Genomic DNA, 25,049 nt, shown 5'->3' on the forward strand with positions numbered 1-25,049 from the left:
CGGTTCGTCCTAACTCGGGCGGACAGTAGGAGATCCCTCCCGGAACAAGGGCGTCTCGCCACCGGGACCAAGGGGGCGCAAGCGGACGTCCATGGCCTGCTGGCTCCCTGCAGGGAGCAACTGGCCCGCTCCGTGCTCAGGCGCCGTGTGCCATGCCCGGTCCTCATGACCTCTTCGCCCGCTATACCTTTGGCCGCCCCGAGCGGGCCGAGGCCGAGCTGCGTGCCATCCTGCCCGCCCATGTCGTCTCCGCGGTGGACTGGTCCAGTCTGCGCCTGGAGCCCGGCAGCGTGGTGGACCCGGAACTGCGAGAAACGGAGAGCGACCTGCTCTTCACCGCCCGCCTGCGTACGGGCCGCTCGCTGCTGCTGTACGTGCTGCTGGAGCACCAGTCGTCGGTGGACCGGTGGATGGCGCTGAGGATGCTGCGCTACGTGGTGCGTCAGGTGGAGCGCTGGCGTCAGGAGCACCCGGATCGCTCCCTGTTGCCGGTCATCCTCCCGCTGGTGATGTACCACGGGCCGGAGGGGGCCTGGAGCGCACCACGGCGGGTGGAGGACCTGTTCGAGCTGCCAGGGGAGAGCGAGGAGGAGCGGGCTCACTGGCGAGCGTGGGTACCGCGCTTCGAGTACCTGCTCGATGACCTGACGGCGGAGCGGGAAGAGGCGTTGAAAGCACGGCCGGGTCCTCCACTGGCCCGGCTGGCGTGGTTGGTGCTGCGCTACGGGCGTACTGGGGAACTGGCGAGAAAGCTGCCGGAGTGGGTGGGCCTCTTCGCCCAGGTCCAGGCGGTTCCAGAGGGCGCTGAACACCTGCGGGTAGTCATCCGTTACCTGCTGTGGACCGGGGACAAGGCCGTCCACGAGGCCACGGGCCAGGTGCTACATTCAGTCCTGGATGAGCAACGCGCGGAGGAATTGATGCGGAGCTATGGCGAGGAACTCATCGAGCAGGGACGCCAGCAGGGGATGGAGAAGGGGTTGGAGAAGGGACTGGCACGGGGACGTGCCGAGGGCATCCTGCGGATTCTCGCCTTCCGAGGGATTCACGTGGAGGAAGCAGCCCGGCAGCGCATCCTCGAGTGCACGGACGTGGACACGCTCGACGGCTGGTTCGACCGGGCCCTCCAGGCCACGACCCTCTCCGAGGTGCTGGACGGCGGGGCCCACGCGTCTGGGCGCAAGGACTCGTGACTCGGCCTCCGCTTGCGTGCCTCTGACGTGGAGGCTGGAAGGCTGCCTGGTGGACGCGGTGCACCAGGGCCTGCGCCACGTCGTCCCGGCCTGGACGGCGCGGCTCTCGGCCGTGGCCGCGCGTGTCCGGGAGCTCGGGATGAAGCGCCTGGCGGATGACCTGGGAGCGCTCGCCACCAGCCTCGTCCGCGGCCCGTGCCTCGGGTCAGGCCGCGGACGAGGCTGCGCTCGCTGCAGCGTGGACCGATGCGGCCCTCCGCGTCACGGTGGGGCTAGAACAGCTCGGGACGTGAGCCTTCGGATACGAGCCATGCTCGGCGAGAAGTGAGGGTTGTTCAGTCGAGCCCGCGCTTCCCCGCGGACCAGTACGCCTTCACCTTCTGCGCCGCGCCCACGCCGTCTTGCCGGAGCCGTGCGCGCAGCGCCTGGATGGCCTGCGCCCGACCCGTCATGACGAGGTGCGCGCCCGGATGCCGCCTCAGTGCGGCGCCCAGGCGCTCCGCCACCGCGGGCAGGTGTCCTTCGTCGGGCGCGCGCTCCACCAGGGCGCTGTCCGACAGGTGGAACTCGCGCAGCACCGACTCGGACGCGTCTCTGGAGGAGACCTCGAACACCGGCTCGACACCATCCGCACCGGCCCGCAGGTTCCGCAACGTGTGGGCCACGGCGAAGGACGTCTCGTCTCCGAACAGCACCACGGGCCCTTGAAGGGACGAGAGTGCCAGGGAACCGCGAGGCCCCATGAACTGGCAGCGGTCCTCCACCCGCACGTTGCGGCCCCACTCCGCGCCGGGGCTGTTGCCATGGAGGTAGACGAGCAACTGCATCGCCCCGCGAGCCGAGTCCCACGCCAGGGGCGTGTACGTCCGCATCCCTTCGCGTGGAAGGAACACCTGCACCTTGTCCCCCGCGTTCCAGGAGACACCGCGCAGCGCCTCGCCTTCCAGCTCCATCCAGCGAAAGCGAGGTGAGACGTCACGCACCTGCGCTACCCGCGCGTCGCGGAACAGGAACCGCCCCAGCATGCCTCCGAGAATCGCCTTTCCTGACGCCATTCCGTATCACTCCCGGGGCTTCCTGCCCCTTTCATGCGGGCCATCCTCGCACCGGCCCGCCAGCGCGGGAATGAACTCGTGTGACGGGAATATGAAGAAGCGTGAAGCACTCGGGCGCGACCTCCGGAGAGAGACCACGGTGGCGGCCACGCGCCAGGCCGCGTTGGATTGGGCCGCCGGTAGCTCACGGGGTGAGGCGCGGCGGTCCCAACTCCAGTGGATCCCAGATGTAATCCTCGGTGGGGAGCAGCAACATGTTCTTCAGAGCGTGCCGCTCCACGAAGTGAACGAAGCGCGCGGAGACCACCGCTCTGCCTGGCAAGCCGCGGGCGAAGGGCATCCGGGGACACTGGGCCACCTCGCGCCTGCTGCCCCCGGGCTTCGGCGTCGAGGCCTCGTGGCGGCTCTGGCGCGATCCCCGGCCCGGCACGCGTCTGCTCTACGAGTGCCGCGCGGGCGACCACAACCTGCTGACGCCGGACGTGAACTGCGAGGGGCTCCAGCCGCTCGGACCCGTGGGCTACATCCACACGAGCCAGGTCGCGGGCACCGTGCCCCTCTACCGCTGCCGCGTCGGCGCCGGGCAGGACCACTTCGTCTCCCCCGCCTCCAACTGCGAGGGACACATCCTCGAGCAACTCCTCGGCTACGCGGTGCCGTGAACCCCGGAGTCAATCCCCCCGCTCAGCGGCGGACGTTGTCTGCCGCTGCTGGCCCCGGCGCGCGAGCCCCCTGAGGCCGCGGGGTGTTGAGGCTCGAGCCACCCCAGCCCAGAGCGCCAGGCCTCTGCCGCGCACCTGCTGGGAGCGTGGCCAGGGCCGGCGTGTACCCCAACGGGCTGCGCGGCTTCTCCACCGACTGGCGCACGGCTCGGGCGGCCCCCGTCCGCGGCCCTCCTCGGCTCCTCCGCTCCAGTCCACCCCCTCTCCACAGGCCTTCCATCCATCCTATGCTCCAGTGGTTCGAATCCGGCGCCAGGTAACACAGAGCAGAAAGACATTCATGACTACGACACTCATCGACGGCTTCAATCTCAGCGCGGAACACGTGGTCGCCATCGCCCGCGATCCCTCCATCAAGGTCGGCCTGGCCGATTCCGCCCGCGCCGCGCTCGAGGAAAGCCGCGACTACATCGAAGCCACCTGGATGCATGACGAAGCGCCGATGATGTACAGCTTCAATACCGGCGTCGGCCTGCTCAAGGACACCCGCATCAAGGTCGAGCATATCGAGCTGTTCCAGACCCAGATGATCATGGCGCATGCGGCCGGCATGGGCGAGCCTTTCTCCGAAGAGGTGAGCCGCGCCACCATGCTGCTGCGGGCGAACGCCTTCGCCAGCAATTATTCGGCGCCGCGGGTCGAGGTGCTCGACCGCCTGCTGGCCTTCCTGAACGCCGGCATCCATCCGGTGATGCCGCAGAAGGGCTCGGTCGGCGCCTCCGGGGACCTGGCGCCGCTGGCTTACCTGGCCGCCGCCATCACCGGCTTCGACAAGGCGGAAGTGATTTACCAGGGCCGGCGCATGAGCGCGCCGGAAGCGATCGCCAGTGCCGGCATCACTCCCGTCAAGTTCGACCTCAAGGCCAAGGATGCGTCGGCGCTGATCAACGGCTGCACGGTGTCGCTGGCGGTGGCGGCGCTGGCCGCGAAGGATGCCCGCGACCTGCTGGCCGACGCCTGCCTGTCGCTCGGCCTGACGTTGGAAGCGCTGCGCGCGGAGATGTCCGGCTTCGACGACCGCATTCACAAAGCGCGCCCGCATCCGGGCCAGATCAAGACCGCCGCCATCATCCGCAATTTGCTCAAGGGCTCAACCCGCACCAGCCACGAGGCGCGCGCGGTGCAGTTCCCGGAAGAGCTGCGCCGCACCGATATCCCGTACACGCCGCGCATACAGGATGTGTATTCGCTGCGCTGCGCGCCGCAGGTCTACGGCCCGGTGTTCGATGCGCTCGATTATGTCGACACCATCATCGGCAACGAGATCAATTCCGCCACCGATAATCCGCTGATCTTCGGCAAGGAAGGCGGCGGTTTCGAGATTATTTCAGGCGGCAATTTCCACGGCCAGTACCTGGCGCAGGCGATGGACCTGCTGGCAATGGCGGTGACCGACCTCGGCAGCATCTGCGAGCGCCGCATCGCGCGCCTGATCGATCCCACCCTGTCCTGGGGCTTGCCGCGCAATCTGATGACCGGCATCCGCGGCGTCAACACCGGCTATCCGGTGGTGCAGTGCTCGATGAGCGCGCTGGTGATGGAAAACCGCACGCTGTGCATGCCGGGCAGCGTGGACAGCATTCCGGCCAAGGGCAACAGCGAAGACCACATCTCCAACTCCACCTGGTGCGCGCGCAAGGCGGCCACCGTGGTGGCCAACACCCAGTACATCGTCGGCGTCGAAATGCTGATGGCGGCGCAGGGTCTGACCATGACCGAAGCGCTGCTGCCAGGCTTCGTGCTGGGGCAGGGCACGCAGGCGGCGTATGAGGAAATCCGGCGCCAGATCCCGGCTTGCCTCGACGGCGACCGCTGGTTCCATGACGATATCGCGACGGCGCGCTCCTTCGTCACCACCGGCTCGGTGCGCGCGGCCGTGGAAAGGAAGATAGGCAGCTTCGCCTGAAGGCAGGGCGCCAAGAAGGGTGTCAGACGACTCGTGTGGGTAGGCCCCCAGCCCTTGGCCTGGCCTATGTCTTCGAGGAACTGGTGAGCACCCTGCTTGAGCAGGGCCGTCTGGTGCGGGTCATCGAGGACTGGTGCACCGACTATCCTGGCTTCTTCCTCTACTGCCCCAGCCGCCGCCAGTTTCCGGTGGCGCTCCGGGCCTTCATCGATTTCACGAGGACCGGGCGGTCTGTCTAGGCCGCCGCCTCGGACGGGCGACGGAGAGCACCAGGGCCGCTGCGAGACTCGCCTGGTTCAGGTCAGCACCTTCTCGATTTGTAAGCATAAGACGAATGGGGGCCTTTTCGACGTGTTCGCCCGCGTGAGGTGTGGAGGCAGTCGGCGGGGAGATTTCTTGAATTCTTATACGCGGATGACCAGCAGCGCACCCAGCCAATCTGCGACGAGAGCGACCCGGGCGTCGACGCTCGCCGCTGCCGCACTCACCCAGCGCATATTGTCTGTCATGGTGCGTACGCAGTCCTATGGCACGCGTTGAAAGTTGCGCCGTCCGCGCGCGCCGTGTTAGCCACGACGCGACGAGCGCGCCCCAACGTCGATTCGTCATTCATATTCAAGGAACTCGATCATGAAGGTTGTATCTCAGGTTCTTGTCTCGCTGTTGTGCTCGGCCTGTGTTGCTGGCTGCCTCTCGCCAGAGGAGCCGAGCGGCCAACTCGACACCGCACTCTCGGAGACCGCGGCGGCTGTGACCGACGGCGCCAGCGTGGAGCGCACCGTGCTGCCGCCGCATGATGTCTACGCGGTGAACGCTGGCGGTGACGCGGCGGGTGGCTTCACCGCGGATGACTACTTCACGCAAGGCGACGTGTTCTCGAATGTCTCCCAGCCAGTGAACACCACGGATGTGTACCTCGCGGGGCCGCCCGAGCTCTACTCGGATGCGCGCCAGGGTGGTCAGTTCGGCTACTCGTTCACGGGGCTGACGCCGGGGATCAATTACGCCGTGGTTCTCCACTTCGCGGAGCTGTACTTCTCGTTGCCGGGTCAGCGCCGGTTCAATGTGTCCCTCAATGGGAGGGTGTATACCAACATCGATATCGTTTCTCTCGCGGGCGGTCCGTTCAAGGCAACGACTCTGCTGTACTTCGTGCGTGCGGACGCCAACGGCACCATCAACGTGGACTTTTCGCGCGGAGCGAACGATCAGCCCATGGTGAACGGCATCGAGGTGCGTGTCATCGAGTGAGAACACCGCGCCGCGGTGGGGGCAATGCGCATGTTGTCCGGGGGGGGGGCGACGTCCTTCTGGTTGAAGCAATTGAATCACCGTGCCTCCGCAGGACGGAAAGCACTGGACGTCGGACATCGTCCAGACCTACCCGATGGTCGATTTGTTCCTCATCCTGGTGGACCGCGATGGCGAGGAGATCGAGCTCTGGAGGCGCTTGCTGCCCGTGCGCAAGGCGGAGCACTTGCCGCAATCCTTCAAGCAGTGACTTCGTAACGGTCGAGCCAAGCCGCTCAGGGACCGCAGACCCATTGGCCGACAATATTGGAGGTCGTGCTGCCGCTGCGCTCATGACGCAACGTGGCCGGCCGGGGCGGCGATTCGCCTCCGCCAGTCGCTGGACCCGTGAGGGTAATCCGGAGGGTGTGGCCACTGCCGGAAAAGGTCGCGCCCTTCACCATCCCGTTGAAGCCGCCCGGACTGGAAACGCGCGTCACCACACCGTCAATCTTGACGAGCGCCTCGGCGGGCACCTTCGACGCCACATTCCCGGCGGCAATCAGTAGGAGCGGTCCATTCGCTGTCGTTCCAAAACCGCACCGGAGTTCGCCGTTCAGTGGCTCGTTCTGCATGTCTGACTCTGAAAGCGATGCCAGACCCGGCTGACTGCCCGCTCCCTCAGGAGGGGGTCCACCATCCGTGACGGGCGGTATTGCTGGTGCAGGTGTTTCAGCCACTGTGCCGGTCCCCGTCCCACTGTCCTGGGGTGATGGAACAGCGACGGTGGCCCCGGGTTCACGATGAACCGCCGCGCCGTCCGGTCTTGTGCAGCCGAGCAGCAGAAGTCCCGCGGCAAGTGAGCTCATGCTGGCGCGAACGTTTTTCGCGGGCTTCGCCGGGGTCCATTTTCGAGAACGCATGGCGCCAACCTATGGCTCGTCAGGAACGTTCGCCAGTGGGCCCTGGTGTCACCGCGCAATGCCCGACGGCACGTCAGCGAGGTGGCTTCTCCTCCCTGCGAGGAGTGGGTGCTGGCGGACGTGAAGGGAGAGGGAAGGGGGCGCGCGAGATGATGCGCCCCTTGCGCCCCTCGCGACGGTGAAGGGGCGGGGGGCTCAGGCGGACGTCGCGTGCCCCACGTGGGAGTAGTCCGGCAGGGTGATGCTCTTGTCGGAGGTGGAGAGCAGATGGCCCAACAGCCGGCTGATCACGGGCCGGGTGGCGACGCGCAGCAGCGCGTGCTCGATGGCGATGCCCGCCCGGGTCTTCGGGTTGGCGAGCCGCGGGAGGCCCGGAGGCAGCGACTGGGCGCGCGTGACGTAGGGGCGCAGGAGCGCCTCGTAGGACTCGAACGCGGCGCGATGGTCCGCGTGCCGCGCGAGCTCTCCGGCGAGCACATAGGCGCCCACCATCGCGAGGCTGGTGCCCATGCCGGTGAACCCCGAGGGGCAGTAGCCCGCGTCGCCCACCAGGGCCACTCGGCCCCGGGACCATCTCGGCATCTTCACCTGGGCCACGGTATCGAAATAGAAGTCGGGCGCCGTCTCCATCTCGGACAGCACCCGCGGCGCCTCCCAGCCGACATCCGCGAAGACCCGCCGCAGCCGGGCCTTCTGCTCGGCCGGCTCGAGCCTGTCGAGTCCCCGCTCCCGACTGAAGAAGCCCAGGAAGGCCCGGGTCGTCCCCTGGTTGTCGGGACGGAGGATCACGCTGCGGCTCCCGGGCGCGTTGAGCATCCGGCTCCACGTGCCATCCGAGCCGAGGCGCGGAATGGTGAAGTAGGCGACGTAGGCGCCGAAGCTCTTGATCTCCGCCTCGTCGGCGAACACCAGCTCCCGGGTCTTCGAGCGGATGCCATCGGCGGCGATCACGAGATCGAACGCGCGCTCGGGCCCCTTGAGGAATTGGACGTGGACCTTGTCTCCCCGCTCGACGAGGCCGGCCACCCGGTCTCCGAAGAGATACTCGGTGTCATCGCGCGTGCGCTCGTACAGGAGCTTGGCGAGCTCCCCGCGGAGGATCTCCAGCTCCGCGACCAGGCCTTCCCCGCCGAAGGCCGTCGCGGGGAGCGAGGCGCGCGTGCGGCCCGCCTCATCCACGAAGTGGATGCCCTCCTCCGTGGTGTTCCGCGCGCGGACCTCGTCCTCGAGGCCCATGAGGCGCGCGACCTCCCGGCCCCCGCCGCGCAGGTCCACGTTCTGGCCACCGGTGCGCAATTCCTCCGCGCGTTCCACGAGGGTGGTCTTCATGCCGTAGCGGTTGAGCCAGTAGGCCAGCGCGGGACCGGCGATGCCCGCTCCGGTGATGAGGATGGATGCGTGTGTCATGAGGTTGCTCCTGCAGGTATTGACTGCGCTCCGGGCGGCGACCGCGCCGCTGGAGGATTACTCCTCGGACCGCGCGGGACGGACCGCGGCCCGGTAGAGCTCCACGAGCTGGCCGAGGAAGCGTTCGATCACCTTGCGCTCGGACGCACTGAGCTGGCCGAAGAGCGCCTCCAGGTCGTCGAACGCCGGGGTCATTTCCGCGAGGGCGCGTTGCACGGAGGCCATGGCCGGCACGACGAGCACCTTGCGCCGATCCGCGTCATGTCGTTCCCGGGAGACATGGCCCGCACGCTCCAGCCGATCGGTGATTTGGGTACTCGCCGCGGTGGTCACCCCGAGTTGTGTGGCCAGGACGCCAGGGGTCAGCGGCCCATGGGTTATCAACTGCTCCATCGCCGCCAGGTCCGTGGCGTTCACCTCCAGGACCTCGCCCAGCTTCCTCTCGATCTGGCGCGTGAGGATGGAGATCTCCTGCAGCCGCTGGCCAATCGGATCCTCCGCGACTCGCGCGGCACTGCCCGACAGCCCTCCTCGAGATGAACCCTTTTTCGTCATCGCTGGACCACCGCTCGGAGCCCCGTCCGGGAAATCTAAATTTATTTATTACTAAGTTACTTAAATATGTAGAGATGAGGAGGAGGGCGCGCAAGGGAATCGTCCCGCTGTCGCGTGGGTGCGCCTCATGGACCGTGTCAGGGGAGGTGGGCGGGCAGGGGCATTGCGTGGAGCGCGTCGCCGCATACGCGGGCCGGGGGTTGCTCTGCCGCGGCGAGCCCACGAGCTCGTAGCGGCTCTCGGTCAACGATGGACGTGGGGAGAGAGCCTCCCGTGGTGCGAGGGGCCCGCGGAGCGCGACACCGGCGCCAGGGAGGCCTCGGGAAACAGGACAGCAGGCTCAGTCGAGATCCGAAGCGTCGTGGCGCTCCGCTACCTGCTCTCCCGGCGCGCCGCGCACGCGGTTGACCTTGCGGCCGCGGATCACGGCCGGACGGGCGGCGACTTCGTCGGCCCAGCGGCGCACCTGCTGGTAGTGGTGCACCGACAGGAATTCGGCGGCGTCGTACAGTTCGCCCAGCACCAGGCCGCCGTACCAGGGCCAGATGGCCATGTCGGCAATCGTGTACTCATCGCCAGCGACGAAGCGACGCTCGGCCAGCAGGCGGTCGAGCACGTCGAGCTGGCGCTTGGTTTCCATCGCGTAGCGGTTGATCGGGTATTCCAACTTTTCCGGCGCGTAGGCATAGAAATGACCGAATCCGCCACCCACGAAGGGCGCCGAACCCATCTGCCACATCAGCCAGTTGAAGGTCTCGGTGCGCGCCGGGATGTCCTTTGGCAGGAAGGCGCCGAATTTCTCGGCCAGGTAGACCAGGATGGAGCCGGACTCGAACACGCGCACGGGCGTCTCCCCGCTGCGGTCGACCAGCGCCGGAATCTTGGAGTTCGGGTTGATGGCGACGAAGCCGCTGCCGAACTGGGCGCCTTCGCCGATCTTGATCAGCCAGGCGTCGTATTCGGCACCGCTGTGGCCGGCCGCGAGCAGCTCTTCGAGCATGATGGTGATCTTCTGGCCGTTCGGTGTGCCGAGCGAATACAGCTGTAGGGGGTGTTTGCCGATCGGCAGTTCCTGCTCGTGGGTGGCGCCGGCGATCGGGCGGTTGATGTTGGCGAAGGCGCCGCCCGACGGGGTGGCCGGGGACCAGACCCGTGGCGGGACGTAAGGCGAGAATGGGTTCGAGCTGCTATCGGTCATCGTGTTCTCCTTGTGTGAGTGCTATCTGGGAGAGCGATGATGCCGGAAAATCCGCGGGCTTGCCGGACATGTTTCACGGATGAGGGCGAGCGCTACGCGGTCACGGAGGTGGAGTGCGCTGGCCTCAACGAAGAGCAGTTCGTGAAGCTCAAGGGGGCCGATGCGGCACCGGCGGTTGCGCTGGTTCGCTGGTTCCTGGTCGGCACAGCCCGTACGTGGATCCCGTGCGGCCGATGCGGATAGACTGGATGCAACCTGGCGAGGCGCTACGAACCACCCTGGATGGATTCCGCCACGAGGACTTCGCCGGCCACTTCGCCATACGGGCGATGTGTCCTGTGTCGATCCTTGGTGGGAACGCGTTCTCTCTTCTGCGCCACTTCCCTGGGTTCGACGCCTATCAGATAACCAGGTGTGTTCTCACCTGTGATCGCGCGTCACTTCCGGGGGAGCTGCTTCATCTGAGCTGTGTACGGGAACGGGCTGACCATTTCATGGTCACGGCCCATGATAGCAAGGGCAAGCTCCTGTCCACATTTCACATTGATGCGCGAGCACACCGGCGCTGATGCAAGGCCATCAATGCCTCGCAAGAGAAAGATCCATGCTCAAGGACAGACTCGTCGGCATCTGGCAGCTCGTATCCGTGGAAGGCCTCCTGCCTGATGGCAGCCGGAACTACCCCTACGGGCAGACGCTGGCTCAGCGTTTCACGTCCGCTCGGGGGAGGACCAGCAGGAACTCGGTGTATTGCCCTTCCACGGAGTCGAGCCGGAGCTCTCCCCTGTGCTGCCGGACCACGATGTCATGGCAGATGGCCAGCCCCAGTCCTGTCCCCACTCCCGCGGGCTTGGTGGTGAAGAAGGGGCTGAACACCTTGTCGTGGAGCTTGCGCGGGATGCCGGTGCCGTTGTCGCGGATGAGAAGCCGCACCCGAGAGCCCTCGCTCCGGCTGCTCACGGTCAACTCGGGAGTGAAGCCCGGCCCCACCTGCTTCCTCTGCTCCGCCACGGCGTACAGGCTGTTGTTGAGAAGGTTCAGGAGGGCCCGCCCAACGTCCTGCGGAGCCAGCTTCACCCACCCCAGGTCGGGATCCAGATCCTTGTGGAAGAGCACCTCCAGGCCCGGGTGGGTGCTCCGAAGACTCTGGGAGACCAGGCTCAGCTGCTCCTCCACCAGCGCATTCAGGTCCGTGAGCACTCGCTCGTTGGCCCGCACGTGGGAGTGTAGCTGCATGGTGCGCAGGATGCTGTCGGCTCGCTTGCCATGCTCTTCGATCTTCCCGACGTTCTGCTCGAGCCAGCTCAGCAGCTCATCCATCCGCTGAAGCGAGGCGCCCCCCTGGCCTGACGGCTGCTCCTTCAGCTCCTCGCGCAGCTCCTTGACGAGACCCGCCGAGAGCTGGGCGAAGTTGTTCACGAAGTTGAGCGGATTCTTGATCTCGTGGGCAATGCCAGCCATCAGGGCACCCAGGGAAGCAAGCCGCTCCTTTTCCACCAACAACTCCTGCGCTTCCTCGAGCTGCGTCAGCGCCCCCTCGAGCTCGAGATTCTTCTCCCGCAGCTCCCGGGTTCTCGCCTCGATACGGCTCTCCAGCCCTTCGTTGGCCTCCCGCAGGGCCGCCTCGCGCCGTTGGAGCTCGTGGGCCATCAGCTCGAAGCCCCGGGCCAGCTGCCCCAGCTCGTCGTCGCGCGAGTCGCGGAAGACGACCTGGAAGTCACCAGCCGTCACCTGATCGGTAGCCTGGGTGAAGGCCCTCAGCGGATGGGAGATCTGCCGCCTCAGCACCCAGGACATGATGAGCAGCTCCATGACCAGTGACGCCAGACCAAAGACCAGGACATAGCGCGCGGCCCCAAAGGCCGCCGAGGACACGGTGCTCTGGGGCAGCACCGTCACGAGGTTCCAGTCCGGGCCTTCCAGCCACGCCACGGCGAGGTACTCGTCGTACTCCGGCAGCTCCAGCACGGTCTGTCCGGGCTCGCGGCTCTTCACCCGCTCGAAGATGGCTCGCACATGGGTTCGCTCCTCCGTGGAGAGCGCCTGATCGAAGATGGCCTCCAATGGCCGCTCCTCGTTCAGGATGTCGTAGGCGAAGGCCCCGGTCTTCATCCTCATCTCGGGGTGGACGATGAGCTCGGCCTGGTTGCTGAAGATGAGGTTGTAGGCCCCAGGTGGGCTGTCGTTGAGGGTGCGGGCCTTCAACTCCTCGACGAGGATGTCATGACCGATGGACGCGACGTGGCGGCCGTCCAGATCCACCGGTGTGGCGAGCGAGATGGAGATGGGCTCCACCGTGATGGCCGTCCAGGTCATCCGTCGCTGGGGATTGAGCCTGGGCGTGCTGACGGTGAAGAGCTCGAAGTCAGGGTCCATGGAGGCTGGATCGACATCCCGGCACCACGTCGGCTGCTCCGGCCAATAGATGACGATCGCCGCCTCCGGCAGGAGGATGTATGTATTCGTGAAGCGAACGTGGAAGGCGGGCCCATACAGGTCCACCACGTCATACGCGGCCAGGATCCGGCGGCGGAAGTCGTCATCGACCGTCACGCTGCTGGGAATGAAGACCCCTGGCATGCTCGTGCCATCGAAGCTCTCGGGGCGATTGCGGATCGTCCCATCCGGCAAGGATATGAACAGACTGTCGAAGCGGGGTCGGGGGTCCAGCGCTTGCCAGGCCCGAAGCCGCTCCTGCATGGCCTTCCTGAGAACGACGTGGTGGCCCTCCGCTTGAGAGCGGATGGCCTGCTCCTGCTGGCCGCGCCTGAGGACACTGCGCTCCAGCTGTCCGAGGGCATCCTCGCGGAAGGCCCTGAAGATGTGGAGGTAGCTGAGGAGGGTGGCCAGGGCGATGATCACCGCGACACGCACGCCCATCTGCGTGAGGGTCGAGCGGGCGAGCGAGGAGCGTGGACGGTGAGCCGACAGCATGAAGAGGACTCCTGCGCTGCCTGACGAAACCCACCGTTGTGACACGGCGCCCCTCCGTCCCAAGAAGCGCCCGGAAATCCCAGATACACAATCGCGGATCCCGCGGCAAGGCGGGCAGGTGCAGGAGGAGCGTGGCTCAGGCGGTGATGGACGTCCCGTCGAACCGGGTGAGGTGGAAGCCCTCGAAGCGCTCGGGGTAGAGGGCCTTCTCCTCGCGCAGGACGCGGATGGCCACCTCTTTGAGCGCGGGCCCGTCCACGCCGGGCCTCATGGCCAGGGGGACCCGGTCCTGGTACAATCGGCGCATGGGGGCAACGTTGAGCTGACGGGAGTCCCCACGAGATGTGCGCACTCGAAGTCCCGCCCCCCGTGCCCCACCCCCTGGAACCAGCCGAAGAGTTGCTGCAGGTGGTGCTCGGCCTCACCGACAGCCTCGTCTTCGAGTTCGACGCCGAGGGTCGCTACCTCTCGGCGTGGGCCGGGTCCGACGCACTGCTGGCGGCACCACGGGAGGCGTTCCTGGGACGCCACATCTCCGAGGTAATGGACCCCGCGATCGCGGCGCGGACCCTGGAGAGCATCCAACGCGTGCTGGCCCGGGGAGAGCCCGAGCGCTTCGAGTACTCGTTGGAGCTGGAGGGTGGGCGCCGCTGGTTCAGCGCCGATGCGATGCGGGTGCCCCAGCGTCCGGGCGTGGCCTTCCTGGTCCGGGACATCACCCGGCAGAAGACGCTCGAGCTGAGCCTGCTCCAGGCGGACCGGCTGGCGGCCCTGGGGACGTTGGCCGCGGGGGTGGCGCACGAGGTGAGCAACCCCCTGGGCTACATCTCCTCCAACCTGAACTTCATCGAGGAGGGACTGGCCGAGGTTCGCCAGGCGCTGGCGGGCGCGCCCGGACTCGATCCGCAGGTGCTCACGCTGGAGGAGTGCGCGGAGGCGCTCACCGAGGCACGGCAGGGCACCACGCGCATCCGCAACGTGGTGGGCGACCTGAAGACGTTCTCGCGAGGAGAGGACACTCGCCCGGGTGAGGAGCGGGCGGAGGTCCGGCGGGCGCTGGAGATGTCGCTCAACATGGCCATGCCGGAGCTCCGGCACCGGGCCCGCGTGGTCTGGCAGGCGGAGGAGGTGCCCCCGGTGCGGGGCAGCGAGTCGCGCCTGGGGCAGGTGTTCCTCAATCTGCTGCTCAACGCCGCCCAGGCCATCCCCGAGGGCGCCCCGGGAGAGAACACCGTGGAGGCCCACCTGCGGGCCGAGGACGGCAAGGTCGTGGTGGAGATCCGGGACACTGGCCACGGCATCCCTCCCGAGAACCTGAAGCGCATCTTCGAGCCGTTCTTCACTACCCGGCCCGCGGGCGTGGGGACGGGCCTGGGGCTGGCCATCTGCCACAGCATCATCATCGCGATGCGGGGTGAGCTCACCGTGGAGAGCACCGTGGGCAAGGGCACCTGCTTCCGCGTGCGGCTGCCCACCGACTGACGCCGCCCACCTGACTTCCCCGAACTCATCACATCCTTGTCGCCAGCCTCGAACAGGGCGCCACCTGCGCTTCCTCGCCCGGCACTCGGCCTCGCACGGGCTCCTATCGACGCCCGGTTAGCGCGGCGGCCACGACCAGGACGCCGAAGATGGCCGCGTTGAACTTGGGCTGCCAGTACTCGATGAAGAGGACCGCGATGGCGAGCCACCCAACGGCGGCGATCAACGACACCGTCACGAAGGGGAGTTCCTTGAGCAGGTCCAACGCGCGCCACGCGAGCCATAGCCCGAGCAGACCGAACACGAACTGCCCGAGCGCGAACGCCGAGTGGAGGCCGTAGTAGAGGGTCGTCTCGGTGCTGGGGACGTGCTTGCCACGCAGGTGCTGGGACACGACGTCGATGACGAAGTGCATCACCCCAGTGAAGGTCAGCCAGCCGTATGCCGCGTAGACGATGGTCTTGTGCATGTCGTGCCCCGAGGGATTCGCGCTTATTGGAAGGTGACTCCGGTGAGCTCCTCGGACACGCGCCAGAGGCGGTTGGCGGCCGTTCTGTCTTCCGCTCGCGGAGGCACCTTCGCCAGCGCCGGAAAGCCACGCATTTCGTTCAGCTTGTCGGGGCCGTAGTAGGCGCCGGCCCTCGCCTCGGGCGAGGTCGCGGCGAAGAGCGTGGGGAGCGCCCCCTGCGACGCGGGCTGGAACATGAACCACATGAGCGTCCGCATCATGCCAGCGCCACTCCAACGGCCGGGAGCGTTGTGTAGCAGGTCGGTGCGCGAGATGCCGGGGTGCGCGGCGATGCTGGAGACGCCCCACCGATTCGCCTCGCTGCGCCGCTGCAGCTCGAAGGCGAAGAGCAGGCAGGCGAGCTTCGACTGGCCATAGGCCCGCATCGGCTGGTAGCTCCGCGTCGCGTGCAGATCGTCGAAGTCGATCGCGCCGTCCCGCGCGGCCACGCTCGACAGCGTGACGACGCGCGCGTTCGCCCCCTTGCGCAGCAGCGGCATGAGGTGGGCCGACAGGGCGAAGTGGCCGAGATAGTTGGTGCCGAATTGCAACTCGAAGCCATCCGAGGTGGCCTGCCGCCTCGGCGGGGTCATCACGGCGGCGTTGTTGATCAACAGATCGAGGCTCTTTCGCTGCCCCTTCAGCCGTGCGGCGAAGTCGGCGACGGACTTGAGGCTGGCGAGATCGACCTGCTCGAACCGGACATTCGCGGAGGGGACTTCGGATCGGATTCTCGCGACAGCCTCCGCGCCTTTCTGTGGATTGCGGCCCGCGAGGATGATCTCACCGCCTGTCCGTGCGAGTTCGAGGGCATCCTCGAGTCCGAGACCTCCGGTCCCGGTGATGACGGCTGAACGGCCCTTCTGCGAAGGCATGTCGGAAGTGGTCCACTTGGTCATGCGCCGTGATGTAGCGTCCCACGCGGGTGACGGTAAATCGCGAGACGTCCGACACACTGTCTGGTAAATCAAGACAATGCGCCTGGACCTCGATGCCCTCAAGATCTTCGTCCGAGTGGCGGAGCTGCGGAGTTTCACTCAGGCCGCTCACCAGCTCGGCATGCCCAAGGCACGCGCGTCCGCGCACGTGCGGAAGCTCGAAGCCGAGCTTGGCACCCAGCTCCTCCAGCGCTCGACCCGCATCGTGCGCCCCACACCCGAGGGAGAGCAACTGCTGAAGCGTGCCCACGCTTTTCTCGCGGAGGCGGAGGAGATCGCGGCGCTCTTTCATGCGAGCCGTGCGTTGCGTGGACGGGTGCGCGTGGAGCTCCCCGTCCTCATCGCGCGCGACTTCGTCATGCCTCGACTGCCCGAGTTGCTCGCGCGCCATCCGCAGCTCCAGTTGGACATCTGCGCGAGCGATCGGCTCGTGGCGGCGGTGCGTGAGGGGTTCGATCTCGTGCTGCGCGTGGGGCCGGTCAACGAACCGGGGCTCGTCGGGCGCCGCATCGGCGAGGCGCCGATGATGAACTGCGCGAGCCCCTCGTACCTGCGCCAGCATGGTACTCCGCGCACGCTGGACGATCTGCGCGACCACTTCGTCGTCCACTACGCCACCGACCCGGTCCCGGTCTTCGAGTACCTCGACGGCGAGACGTACAAGGAGCTCCCGATGCGCAGCATGGTGACCGTCGACAACTTCGACGTGTATGAGGCGGCGTGCATCGCGGGCCTGGGCATCGTGCAGGTGCCGCGATCCGGACTGGAGCGGCACGCGAACACGCTCGTCGAGATTCTGCCGGAGTTCATCGCACGACCGGTGCCCATCACGCTGCTGCACACACACGGGCGCTCGGTGCCGCGTCGCGTGCGCGCCGTGATGAGCTGGCTGATAGAGTTGCTAGCGCCCACCGTGGGTGAACTCGTGAGACCTCGATGAAATCAGTGCGGGTCCGTCGTCTCGCTGGGTTTGCCGGGGCCCAGCTCCTGGCAAGCTGCCACCGAGGAGGTCGCGGCAGCGGGGAAGGACTGGCGGCTACTCTTCGGCTCCTGGGCCTCCATCTCCGTGGGCAGCGATGCGCCCCTGCGCGCTCTGGCCTCTCCCCCCCAGCAAACACCTGACGGGACACGCGCGCGGGGACGGTGACCCGGAAATGTTTTTACGGATATTCAGGTATTTAATGCATCGTTTTCGTGCTCGCTGGCTCATCCCATTCGCAGGGGCCAGTCTGGCCGCTCAATTCGAGGGAATACGCCCCCATGAAACTACCAATCGCTCCCTTCTTGCTTCTCGCGAGCCTTTGCCTCGCCGCGCCCCCAGCCTTCGCGGGCGACAGCGCGGTCTTCGTGTCCCAGACCGTACCGACGTCGCTCACTACAGGTGAAGTCCGCACGGTCTCGGTGACCCTGCGAAACAATGGCACCACGACCTGGACCCGAAGCGGCGAACTTGGATACAAACTGGGAAGCCAGAACCCTCAGGACAACTCCCGGTGGATCTACAACCGGATCTACCTCAATGACGGCGAGTCGATAAGCCCCGGTCATTCAAAGACCTTCACCTTCAACATCACCGCGCCCCCGACCCCTGGCACCTACAACTTCCAGTGGCGGATGCTCCAGGAGAATGTCGCCTGGTTCGGAGACTTCTCTCCGAACGTGACCATCCAGGTCGCAGCGCCGGTACCTCATAACGCCCAGTTCGTCACACAATCGGTGCCGGCGACGCTCGTCGCCGGGCAGAGTGCTTCCGTATCAGTGACGATGAAGAACATTGGCACGAACGTCTGGACGGCCGCCGCGGGCTACAGACTCGGGTCGCGGAACCCTCAGGACAACCTGACCTGGGGCATCGGCCGGGTGGACCTGGCGCCGCAAGAGTCGATCCGCCCGAACGAGCAGAAGACCTTTACCTTCAACATCACCGCGCCCTCGGTTCCTGGCACCTACAACTTCCAGTGGCGGATGCTCCAGGAGGACTACATCTGGTTTGGAGACTCTTCTCCGAACGTCGCCTACCCGCTGCCGGTGACGCTCTGTCCCGGGGTCTCCGTGGTCCCGGATGGCATGAGCGATCTGGGCCCGTCACTCCAGACATGCATCAACAACCTCCCATCCGGCGGTACCCTCGAACTGCCACCCGGTGCCTACGGTATGGGCACCCAGGTTCTGATCAACAAGCCGTTCACGTTGCGAACCCGGGGGCTCGAGAACTCGGCCGCCAACTGCGAGGAGCCTGGCATCAACTGCGCCGTGCTCAAGGCGCTTCCCTCATTCAACGCCAAGGTCGGCGGCTTCCTCGCCGCCGAGGCGACCCAGAACGTGACCTTCGACCACCTGATTCTGGACGGTAATCGCGCCGCCCGCCTCGGTACGACGGCCGCGTCGCAGTGCCCCATGGGCTCGGACAACAACAGATGGGGCTTCAACGCGCGGATGAGCGACTGCGCCTTCTGCCGCTTCACCCATGGCGTCAGCAAGAATGCACTCTGCGGCACCGCGCTCGAGTTTCGCGGCAATGACGGCACGATCACGAACAGCGTCTTCCGCTCCAACGGGCAGAACTCGGTCCCGGGGATGTGGGCGGACGGGCTGACGATCCACTTCTCGGATCGCGCCACGGTCACCCACAACACCTTCGTCGATAACAGCGACGTGGCCTTGATCCTGGGTGGCGGCCAGAACGCCGTGGTCACCCACAACAGGATCAGCCAGCCCGGCCAGGTGGCCTTCGCCGGCCTGATGCTCGACAACTTCAACACCCCTGCGTGGGGTAACTTCACCGGTGCCGTGGTCAGTGGCAATACGATTGACTGTTCGGCGGCCCGTAACTGCCACTTTGGAATCGAGATTGGACCTCACCCCTGGTACTTGCCGCCCACGAATATCCAGGGCGGCGACGTGCACGGCAACAGTGTGAGCTCCGCGCGGCAGGGGATCAACGTCGATGGGGCCGGCACGACGCAGGCGCCGCTCCTCCTCTATGGCAACACGGTCACCAACGAGGCGCCCGGGTCGGCCAGCTTCAACTGTGGGGTCCACAGCACCTCGCGCCTCAACATCAATACCGCCGACTCGGTGGTGGACCGCAATGGAGACACCACTCCCATGACGACCTTCGAGTGGCACCTCTGCCCGTAGCAAAAGGTTCACATGCATCGGAACGAAACCTGATTCCGTTTGGAGCGCTGGCGTCAGGAGCAGGGCACACGCCTCTCGGCGGAAGAACTCGTGACACGGCCTCCGCTCGCGCGGAGGCGTCTCACCGTGCTGGAACAAGTCCCGGCGCGCGCGCCGGCACGAACGTCACCACCGGAGCCGTCTTCCCCGCGACGGGAAGCGGCTCCGCGGGTTCGAAGCGCAGGGCGTCGTCACAGCGCTCCCGGGTGGCCTCGGACACGAGCAGCGACACGCCGACCTTCTTGGTGAGCCCCTCGATGCGGCTGGCGAGGTTCACCGCGTCCCCGATGACGGTGTACTCGCGGCGCTGCGCCGGGCCCACGTCGCCGATGACCACACGCCCCGTGTGCACGCCAATGCCGATGCGCAGCGGCTCCTCACCGCGTGCCTGGCGCTCGGTGTTGAGGCCCTCCAGCGCCTCGAGCATGGCGAGCCCGCAGGAGACCGCCGCCTGGGGATGGCCGGGCAACTCCAGGGGCGCGCCGAAGTAGGCGAGGATGCCGTCGCCGATGAACTTGTCGAGCGTGCCCCCGTGGCGGAACACCACCTCCACCATGCGCGCGAGGTACTCGTTGAGCAGCCGCACCACCTGGGGGCTCTCCAGGCGCTCGGACAGCGAGGTGAAGCCGCGGATGTCGGCGAACAGCAGCGTCACCTCGCGGTGCTCGCCCTCGGCGTGGCTCGTGCCCACCTCGATGATGCGGCGGGCGACCTCGGGGGAGAAGTAGCGGCCCAGGCGCGTGCGGTGCGTCTGCTCCTGGGAGACCTCGAGCACCAGACGGTACATCTGCCGCCGGGTGAAGCCCGCCACGCCCGCCGCGAGGGTGAGCACCAGGGTGACGGCGGGCAGCGTGTGTTCCACCGGGAGCCCCGCCCGCCAGGTGAGCGCCGTCTCCAGGACGATGCCGAACCCGGTGGCCAGCACCAGCCTCGGCCAGGAGGTCCCCAAAAGCGCCATGAGCATCCCGATGAGGATGAAGATGCCCACCGAGATGCCCGAGATGACCTGGGCCTCGGCGGAGATGGACACCGACGACCACTGGATGAGGAAGATGGCGGGCATGTCGAGCAGCAGCACCGCGAGGTCCGGCTGACGTCGCACCAGGGGCACGACGCGCGAGCCGGCCCAGGAGGCCGCGGCGAACAGCAGGTAGGCCGCCACTCCCGCCAGGGGCATGGTCCACTCGAAGAAATAGACGCACACCAGCCATCCGAGTGCGCCCAGGGCGCGGAAGCGGTACACCCAACGCCCCATGCGCTCGCCCTGCGCCTCGAGCCGCTGGCTCAGGATATCGTCGACCATGGACTCCGGGAGCACGGTGGTGCGCACGACATGGCAGGGTAGTCCAGTCCACCCGGCTTCTCCAGGTGGGTGAAGTGCTACGTGGCCTCGTTCAGCGCGAAGCCGCCGCCTTCGTCGCCTGGGCAGTGGGTGGTGCGGCGGCGGCCTCGTTGCTGGCCGCACGCAGCCCGTGTCGCTGGAGATCAATGGCTTCAACTACACGGATTTGTATATCGATGGTCTCCGCGCTCGGCTGAGGTGCGTGTCCTGCGAGGGGCCACGTGGCCTGTCCACCGACCGTGCTCCGGAGCTCCTCACGGTCAGGAGGGCTCGCCACAGAAGGGCAGAAGACGTTACGAGTCGAGCGCCTGACGGAATCCATGAAAACCTGGGTTCATGGTAAAATTGGAAGCTCCTCTTTTCGACGCACGCGGGAGCTTCCGATGACGATTCTTCTTCGAGGTGGGTGGTGCGTGGCCGGGGTGGTGGGCCTGCTGGCGGGGTGTGGTTCGCTGGAGGTCCAGGAAGAAGCAGGGTCCACGGGCGCCCTCGCCGAGGCGCTCACCAACACCTGTCAGAATCCCGGGCGCGACTACACGTTCACGTGCGCCACCGTGTACGTCTACGAGACGGCCAACTCCACCAGGCCCATCGACACGATCCCCTGTGGTGGCGCCTACTGGGTCGCGAACCTGGTGGAGTCGTGCCCCTCGAATGGGCGCTTCCTGGCGGACTACCGCAAGGACTTCGATCCCACTCCCGCCCGGGGATGGATCCACCGGACTGTCCTCGCGCCGACGCCTTGAACGCGCGTCTTGACGCCCTGGAAGTGGGAGGCCGGGGAGGGGTGCTGCTGGCAGGCCTGGGGCAACTCACGTGAGGAGCCGCTGGAGATGCACGAAATGTAGGTCGCCAGGCCGCGCACCTTGGCGCCCCCGAAATACACATCCGGAGGCTTCTGTTTCGCGGCCCGCGCTCAGCTGGCCCGGCGCGAGGGCAACTCCCGCACCGTCCGGCGGGTCCCCTCGGTGAAGTGAGCGAAGAGCTGGAGCGCCTTCCTCGTCAGTTCGGGTCCGGCGAGCTCCGGGCTTCCGGTGCCGAAAGGAGGCTGGGCAATGTACTCCATGCTCAGCTCGCTGATCTTCGCGGCCTCCTCCCCCCGCAGCTTCTCCAGCACCCGCAGGCCACAATCGAATCCGCCAGTGGCCGGCCCCGAGGTGTAGCGGTTCCTGTCGATCACCACGTTCTGCCTGGTGGGAATCGCCCCGAAGTGAGGCAGGAGATCCATGACGTGGAAGTTGCTCGTGGCCCGGTATCCCTCGAGCAGGCCCGCGGCGCCCAGGATGAGCGAGCCACTGCAGACACCGACGAGGTAGCCCGCGCGGCTGCCCCGATCCTTCAAGAACGCGAGCGTCTCTTCATCGCGCAGGATCTCGTCGGGGCAGGCTCCGACGCACAGGACGTCGAAGTCCCTGGGGCTCTCGCTGAAGGTGGTGGTGGCGTGCACGGGGAAGCGTGGAATGGCCTCGATCATGCCCTTGTCCTTCCACAACAGGTGCACCTCGGCATCGGGAGTGAAGCCAAACACCGAGTGGATTCCAATGGTATCCACGATGGCGAATCCCGGACACACGAGGATTCCCACCTGAAGCTTCTTCGTCTGTTGAGACATCTGGGGACCATGGCTTTCAGCGAACAATCGGAACCATCCCGCGTATCGAGGGCTCGTGTTCGATGTCTGCCATTATGAAGGACGGGCCCCATCTGACGAGTGGCCAGAAAGCCATTTTTCGACGACTTCTGGCCACCGTGGGAAGCGACACTGACCTTCAACACGATCGTGAAGGTGGCCGTGGAACCCGGAAGCATTGCCCCCCAGGAATCCAGATCGGGAACCGGGTCATCTCCTGCCCAGGAGAAGGCGGCATGGTGGGTCGGCGTCGACACAAGGTTTTAGGGCCTGTCTCCGTTGCGAGGTAGGCTGCCGCCAGCTCTCGGGCCTGGAGAAAACCCCATGAAGAAACCATCCCTGACCCCTTCCCTCATCGCCGCGTCGACGGCGCTCCTCCTTTCCGCCGCGCCGGCGCGCGCCCACTTCAGCATCCAGCAGCCGGCGAGCTGGGCGGAGCAAGACTTCCTCGGCAACCCGCAGAAGAGCGAGCCCTGCGGCCAGGCCGACCCCGGGCAGACGGCCCAGCCCACCGGCGCGGTCACCACCTACCGCCCGGGGCAGATGATCACCATCGCCCTCACCGAGACGATCTTCCACCCCGGCCACTACCGCGTCTCGATCGCCCAGGACATGAACTCGCTGCCCCCCGACCCGCCGGTCACCCCCGGTAGCACGCCGTGCGGCAGCACGCCCATCAACGAAAACCCGACGCTGCCGCTCCTCGCCGACGGCCTGCTCGTGCACTCCTCGAAGCTCTCTGGTCCGCAGACGGTCCAGGTCCAACTGCCGCAGGACTTCACCTGCGACAAGTGCACGCTGCAGATCACCCAGTTCATGTCGAACCACGCGATCAACAATCCCGGCGGCTGCTACTACCACCACTGCGCCACCGTCACGATCGCCCCGCCTGGAGACGGCGGCGGCACGGGCGGCGACGGCGTCCCGCCGAGCGACGGGCCCGGCAGTGGCGGCGGCTGTCAGCTCGGCGGCGTTCCCGGCACCGCGGCCGCACCGGCCGCCGGCCTGATCATGCTGGCGCTCGGGCTCGTCCGCCGCCGCCGCGCCTGAGCGGCGCCGGGGCTCAGCATTCCGGCTGGAATGACCGCATGGTGACACTCGCGGCGGATGACTGGGATTGGCTTGTCTCGGACCGTGGCAGGGGAGACAGATTCGAAGCCTGTCTCCCGCGCCCGCTCACCTGGTGCCGGGAACCCGCTCGAGCATCAGCGTCGGCTCGCCCTTGTACGAGCCGCGTGCGAATTCACGGAACCCGCACTTGTGCGCGACCTTGAGGGACGCCTCGTTCCCCGGGTCGATGATGCACACCACGCGCTCCGGACCGAACCCGCCGTCCGCCCACCTCAGCGCCGCGCTCACCGCCTCCGTGGCGAATCCCTTTCCGTGCGCCCACGGAGACAGCGCCCAGCCCGCCTCCTTCGCCCCCTCGAACGAGGGTTCGATCTCCCGCCGGAAGTCCGCGAGTCCCACCTCGCCGACGAACCGGCCCGTGCTCTTCTCGCGCACCACCCAGAACCCATACCCCATCACCGCCCAGTGGCCCACGTAGCGCAGCAGCCGGGACCACATGTCCTCGCGCGTGGATGGCCTGCCACCGATGTACCGGGTCACCCGTGGGTCTCCCCACATCTCGAACGATTCCTCGAAGTCCTCGCGTCGCGGGCCGCGGAGCGTGAGGCGCTCGGTGTCGATGGCGGGAATGTCGATGGCGGGCACGGGCTCCACTCCTTGGGGGTTGAACCCTCCCCACACTACTCGCGAAGGAGTCCTTCGAGCACCCGGGACCAGTGCTCGCGCATCGCCTCGCGGGCCTTCGCGTCCGGCAGTTTCTCCAGGTGCACGTGGAGGGAGGCGCCTCGTGCCTTGGGCACCAGGGTGAGCTGCAGCGTCGCGGGTTTCTTCCAGCCATCTGGCTGCCAGGTCATGCGGATGCGCTGCCCGGGCTTCACCACCCGGACCTCGCCGCGTACGCCGGAGGCTCCACGGCGCTTGGGAACTTCGTAGCCCGCTCCCGGCTCGAGTGTCAGCTTCGCGCCAGCACCGAGCCACCGCTCCGCCTGGGTGGCAATCCGCTCCCACAGTTCATCGGCACGCAGCGGCAGCGTGCGCACGACGCCCACCTGGAAGCCCGTGGCCGCCGTCTCGCCCACGACCCGCTTGCCGTGGGCCTGCTCGTACGCCACGGCAATGGACTGCTGCCACCACGTGGACTCCACCTCCCGGGCCAGGTGCGCGACGAGCTGCTTGTGGTTCAGCTCGCCCGCCCCCGCCGCGTCCAGCGCGCGCATCCACCCCTTCCAGTCCCGCCCGGTCGCCTCCTTCACGGCGCTGTCCGTCACGCGGTCGGTGACGAGCGCCTTCTTCTCGGTCGCCTTCTTCTTCACGGCCGAGGGCTTCTTCCCGCGCGCGGCGATCTCCGCGAGCCGTGCCTGTACCAACGTCTTCACCAGCTTCGCCGGAAGCGGCTTGTCGGGCGGGAAGGTCACGCCGCTCTTCGACGTGGTGTAGCCGTCCAGTTGCTCCTTCAGCGCCGGCACCACGCCGCCGCTGAAGGGGTAGTAGCCGCAGTGGGTCTTGAAGAAGGCGAAGCCGGCCACGGCGTTCCCGTCCACCTTGAAGGTGGGCATCTGGTAGCTGATGGTCTCGACCGCTCCCGGAAGCAGCTTGCGCAACTGCATGCGCAGCGCCCCCAGCGTCTTCTTCGCCGCCGGGTTCTCCAGTCCCGCCAGGTATGCGTCGATGGGCTGCACACCTCTACGCTTCGTCGCCATGGTTTTCGGCCCCCGGGTGTTCTCGGAACGGATTGTCTCCCTCCAGCGCCTCCAGCGCCACCGCGACGTCCCTGG

General features: G+C 66.9%; 25 protein-coding genes. 11 read left to right on the top strand and 14 right to left on the bottom strand.

From position 1 onward, the window contains the following. Positions 1-152: 152 nt before the first annotated feature. On the top strand, positions 153-1,193 hold the full coding sequence (locus tag D187_RS47555; RefSeq protein ID WP_002624420.1) for an Rpn family recombination-promoting nuclease/putative transposase: 1,041 nt from the start codon (positions 153-155) through the stop codon (positions 1,191-1,193). Positions 1,194-1,528: 335 nt separating this feature from the next. Here D187_RS47555 and D187_RS47560 read toward each other — a convergent pair whose 3' ends face one another. Both D187_RS47560 and D187_RS56175 read right to left on the bottom strand, forming a co-directional pair. Then, positions 1,529-2,248, bottom strand: coding sequence for a siderophore-interacting protein (locus tag D187_RS47560; protein ID WP_002624422.1), 720 nt, complete (start codon positions 2,246-2,248; stop codon positions 1,529-1,531). 184 nt (positions 2,249-2,432) lie between these two features. Next, positions 2,433-2,678, bottom strand: a complete 246-nt coding sequence (locus D187_RS56175) for a hypothetical protein (RefSeq protein ID WP_155894069.1) — start codon at positions 2,676-2,678, stop codon at positions 2,433-2,435. A 52-nt stretch (positions 2,679-2,730) separates the two neighbouring features. On the opposite strand from D187_RS56175, the gene D187_RS58600 reads away from it, so the two are divergent. From D187_RS58600 to D187_RS56185, 5 genes are all read left to right on the top strand, one after another. Further along, entirely contained in the window at positions 2,731-2,910 is a 180-nt protein-coding gene (locus tag D187_RS58600) for a hypothetical protein (protein ID WP_002624426.1), read from the top strand. A 340-nt stretch (positions 2,911-3,250) separates the two neighbouring features. After that, on the top strand, positions 3,251-4,876 hold the full coding sequence (locus D187_RS47570) for an HAL/PAL/TAL family ammonia-lyase (protein WP_002624428.1): 1,626 nt from the start codon (positions 3,251-3,253) through the stop codon (positions 4,874-4,876). Positions 4,877-4,959: 83 nt separating this feature from the next. Then, positions 4,960-5,115: a hypothetical protein gene (locus D187_RS56640; protein ID WP_002624430.1), complete on the top strand. Its 156-nt coding sequence runs from the start codon at positions 4,960-4,962 to the stop codon at positions 5,113-5,115. Positions 5,116-5,506: 391 nt separating this feature from the next. Further along, complete coding sequence (locus D187_RS47580; RefSeq protein ID WP_081714141.1) at positions 5,507-6,127, top strand: malectin domain-containing carbohydrate-binding protein; 621 nt, start codon at positions 5,507-5,509, stop codon at positions 6,125-6,127. Positions 6,128-6,209: 82 nt separating this feature from the next. After that, entirely contained in the window at positions 6,210-6,377 is a 168-nt protein-coding gene (locus D187_RS56185) for a hypothetical protein (RefSeq protein WP_002624434.1), read from the top strand. A gap of 25 nt (positions 6,378-6,402) precedes the next feature. On the opposite strand, the gene D187_RS56190 is transcribed toward D187_RS56185, so the two are convergent. The 6 genes from D187_RS56190 to D187_RS56195 form a co-directional block, all read right to left on the bottom strand. Continuing rightward, on the bottom strand, positions 6,403-6,741 hold the full coding sequence (locus tag D187_RS56190) for a hypothetical protein (RefSeq protein WP_155894071.1): 339 nt from the start codon (positions 6,739-6,741) through the stop codon (positions 6,403-6,405). A 483-nt stretch (positions 6,742-7,224) separates the two neighbouring features. Further along, positions 7,225-8,436 (bottom strand): FAD-dependent monooxygenase, encoded by a 1,212-nt coding sequence (locus D187_RS47585; RefSeq protein WP_002624438.1) that lies wholly within the window; start codon positions 8,434-8,436, stop codon positions 7,225-7,227. 57 nt (positions 8,437-8,493) lie between these two features. Then, a complete protein-coding gene (locus tag D187_RS47590; protein ID WP_002624440.1) occupies positions 8,494-8,991 on the bottom strand; it encodes a MarR family winged helix-turn-helix transcriptional regulator in 498 nt (165 codons plus the stop codon). A 340-nt stretch (positions 8,992-9,331) separates the two neighbouring features. After that, the gene (gene yghU / locus D187_RS47595) at positions 9,332-10,189 is read right to left on the bottom strand and encodes a glutathione-dependent disulfide-bond oxidoreductase (RefSeq protein ID WP_002624442.1); all 858 of its coding nucleotides are present in this window, start codon (positions 10,187-10,189) and stop codon (positions 9,332-9,334) included. Positions 10,190-10,891: 702 nt separating this feature from the next. Next, entirely contained in the window at positions 10,892-13,123 is a 2,232-nt protein-coding gene (locus tag D187_RS47600; RefSeq protein ID WP_002624444.1) for a sensor histidine kinase, read from the bottom strand. A 136-nt stretch (positions 13,124-13,259) separates the two neighbouring features. Beyond that, the gene (locus D187_RS56195; protein WP_155894072.1) at positions 13,260-13,430 is read right to left on the bottom strand and encodes a hypothetical protein; all 171 of its coding nucleotides are present in this window, start codon (positions 13,428-13,430) and stop codon (positions 13,260-13,262) included. A 35-nt stretch (positions 13,431-13,465) separates the two neighbouring features. Here D187_RS56195 and D187_RS47605 point away from each other — a divergent pair, with 35 nt between their 5' ends. Further along, positions 13,466-14,605, top strand: a complete 1,140-nt coding sequence (locus D187_RS47605) for a sensor histidine kinase (RefSeq protein ID WP_002624449.1) — start codon at positions 13,466-13,468, stop codon at positions 14,603-14,605. Positions 14,606-14,708: 103 nt separating this feature from the next. Here D187_RS47605 and D187_RS47610 read toward each other — a convergent pair whose 3' ends face one another. Both D187_RS47610 and D187_RS47615 read right to left on the bottom strand, forming a co-directional pair. After that, positions 14,709-15,074, bottom strand: coding sequence for a hypothetical protein (locus D187_RS47610; RefSeq protein WP_002624450.1), 366 nt, complete (start codon positions 15,072-15,074; stop codon positions 14,709-14,711). Positions 15,075-15,097: 23 nt separating this feature from the next. Continuing rightward, a complete protein-coding gene (locus tag D187_RS47615) occupies positions 15,098-16,012 on the bottom strand; it encodes an SDR family oxidoreductase (protein WP_043435605.1) in 915 nt (304 codons plus the stop codon). A gap of 76 nt (positions 16,013-16,088) precedes the next feature. Here D187_RS47615 and D187_RS47620 point away from each other — a divergent pair, with 76 nt between their 5' ends. Beyond that, positions 16,089-16,991: a LysR substrate-binding domain-containing protein gene (locus D187_RS47620; protein ID WP_002624454.1), complete on the top strand. Its 903-nt coding sequence runs from the start codon at positions 16,089-16,091 to the stop codon at positions 16,989-16,991. 320 nt (positions 16,992-17,311) lie between these two features. After that, complete coding sequence (locus D187_RS51460; RefSeq protein WP_002624456.1) at positions 17,312-19,192, top strand: NBR1-Ig-like domain-containing protein; 1,881 nt, start codon at positions 17,312-17,314, stop codon at positions 19,190-19,192. 121 nt (positions 19,193-19,313) lie between these two features. On the opposite strand, the gene D187_RS47630 is transcribed toward D187_RS51460, so the two are convergent. After that, positions 19,314-20,534: an adenylate/guanylate cyclase domain-containing protein gene (locus D187_RS47630; protein ID WP_043435666.1), complete on the bottom strand. Its 1,221-nt coding sequence runs from the start codon at positions 20,532-20,534 to the stop codon at positions 19,314-19,316. A gap of 422 nt (positions 20,535-20,956) precedes the next feature. Between D187_RS47630 and D187_RS47635 the strand changes: the two genes are divergently transcribed. Then, positions 20,957-21,319, top strand: coding sequence for a hypothetical protein (locus D187_RS47635; protein ID WP_002624458.1), 363 nt, complete (start codon positions 20,957-20,959; stop codon positions 21,317-21,319). Positions 21,320-21,489: 170 nt separating this feature from the next. Here the strand turns inward: D187_RS47635 and D187_RS47640 are convergent, their stop codons facing one another. Continuing rightward, positions 21,490-22,185 carry a DJ-1/PfpI family protein gene (locus D187_RS47640; protein ID WP_155894073.1) on the bottom strand — a complete coding sequence of 232 codons (696 nt, stop codon included), beginning with the start codon at positions 22,183-22,185 and terminating at the stop codon, positions 21,490-21,492. A gap of 342 nt (positions 22,186-22,527) precedes the next feature. Here D187_RS47640 and D187_RS47645 point away from each other — a divergent pair, with 342 nt between their 5' ends. Then, positions 22,528-23,253, top strand: a complete 726-nt coding sequence (locus D187_RS47645) for an SCE4755 family polysaccharide monooxygenase-like protein (RefSeq protein WP_002624460.1) — start codon at positions 22,528-22,530, stop codon at positions 23,251-23,253. A 126-nt stretch (positions 23,254-23,379) separates the two neighbouring features. Here the strand turns inward: D187_RS47645 and D187_RS47650 are convergent, their stop codons facing one another. Together D187_RS47650 and D187_RS47655 are read right to left on the bottom strand one after the other, a co-directional pair. Next, the gene (locus D187_RS47650; protein WP_002624461.1) at positions 23,380-23,919 is read right to left on the bottom strand and encodes a GNAT family N-acetyltransferase; all 540 of its coding nucleotides are present in this window, start codon (positions 23,917-23,919) and stop codon (positions 23,380-23,382) included. A 35-nt stretch (positions 23,920-23,954) separates the two neighbouring features. After that, a complete protein-coding gene (locus D187_RS47655) occupies positions 23,955-24,974 on the bottom strand; it encodes an SRPBCC domain-containing protein (RefSeq protein ID WP_043435612.1) in 1,020 nt (339 codons plus the stop codon). Positions 24,975-25,049 lie beyond the last annotated feature (75 nt).

Source organism: Cystobacter fuscus DSM 2262 (assembly GCF_000335475.2).
GTDB classification, from domain to species: Bacteria; Myxococcota; Myxococcia; order Myxococcales; family Myxococcaceae; genus Cystobacter; species Cystobacter fuscus.

What these genes read in the sequence shown, in the direction of transcription:
- D187_RS47555 (WP_002624420.1), top strand. Translation starts at nt 153, where the DNA reads ATGCCCGGTCCTCATGACCTCTTCGCCCGCTATACCTTTGGCCGCCCC.
- D187_RS47560 (WP_002624422.1), bottom strand. Translation starts at nt 2,248, where the DNA reads ATGGCGTCAGGAAAGGCGATTCTCGGAGGCATGCTGGGGCGGTTCCTG.
- D187_RS47570 (WP_002624428.1), top strand. Translation starts at nt 3,251, where the DNA reads ATGACTACGACACTCATCGACGGCTTCAATCTCAGCGCGGAACACGTG.
- D187_RS47580 (WP_081714141.1), top strand. Translation starts at nt 5,507, where the DNA reads ATGAAGGTTGTATCTCAGGTTCTTGTCTCGCTGTTGTGCTCGGCCTGT.
- D187_RS56190 (WP_155894071.1), bottom strand. Translation starts at nt 6,741, where the DNA reads ATGCAGAACGAGCCACTGAACGGCGAACTCCGGTGCGGTTTTGGAACG.
- D187_RS47585 (WP_002624438.1), bottom strand. Translation starts at nt 8,436, where the DNA reads ATGACACACGCATCCATCCTCATCACCGGAGCGGGCATCGCCGGTCCC.
- D187_RS47590 (WP_002624440.1), bottom strand. Translation starts at nt 8,991, where the DNA reads ATGACGAAAAAGGGTTCATCTCGAGGAGGGCTGTCGGGCAGTGCCGCG.
- yghU (WP_002624442.1), bottom strand. Translation starts at nt 10,189, where the DNA reads ATGACCGATAGCAGCTCGAACCCATTCTCGCCTTACGTCCCGCCACGG.
- D187_RS47600 (WP_002624444.1), bottom strand. Translation starts at nt 13,123, where the DNA reads ATGCTGTCGGCTCACCGTCCACGCTCCTCGCTCGCCCGCTCGACCCTC.
- D187_RS56195 (WP_155894072.1), bottom strand. Translation starts at nt 13,430, where the DNA reads ATGCGCCGATTGTACCAGGACCGGGTCCCCCTGGCCATGAGGCCCGGC.
- D187_RS47605 (WP_002624449.1), top strand. Translation starts at nt 13,466, where the DNA reads ATGTGCGCACTCGAAGTCCCGCCCCCCGTGCCCCACCCCCTGGAACCA.
- D187_RS47610 (WP_002624450.1), bottom strand. Translation starts at nt 15,074, where the DNA reads ATGCACAAGACCATCGTCTACGCGGCATACGGCTGGCTGACCTTCACT.
- D187_RS47615 (WP_043435605.1), bottom strand. Translation starts at nt 16,012, where the DNA reads ATGACCAAGTGGACCACTTCCGACATGCCTTCGCAGAAGGGCCGTTCA.
- D187_RS47620 (WP_002624454.1), top strand. Translation starts at nt 16,089, where the DNA reads ATGCGCCTGGACCTCGATGCCCTCAAGATCTTCGTCCGAGTGGCGGAG.
- D187_RS51460 (WP_002624456.1), top strand. Translation starts at nt 17,312, where the DNA reads ATGAAACTACCAATCGCTCCCTTCTTGCTTCTCGCGAGCCTTTGCCTC.
- D187_RS47630 (WP_043435666.1), bottom strand. Translation starts at nt 20,534, where the DNA reads ATGGTCGACGATATCCTGAGCCAGCGGCTCGAGGCGCAGGGCGAGCGC.
- D187_RS47635 (WP_002624458.1), top strand. Translation starts at nt 20,957, where the DNA reads ATGACGATTCTTCTTCGAGGTGGGTGGTGCGTGGCCGGGGTGGTGGGC.
- D187_RS47640 (WP_155894073.1), bottom strand. Translation starts at nt 22,185, where the DNA reads ATGTCTCAACAGACGAAGAAGCTTCAGGTGGGAATCCTCGTGTGTCCG.
- D187_RS47645 (WP_002624460.1), top strand. Translation starts at nt 22,528, where the DNA reads ATGAAGAAACCATCCCTGACCCCTTCCCTCATCGCCGCGTCGACGGCG.
- D187_RS47655 (WP_043435612.1), bottom strand. Translation starts at nt 24,974, where the DNA reads ATGGCGACGAAGCGTAGAGGTGTGCAGCCCATCGACGCATACCTGGCG.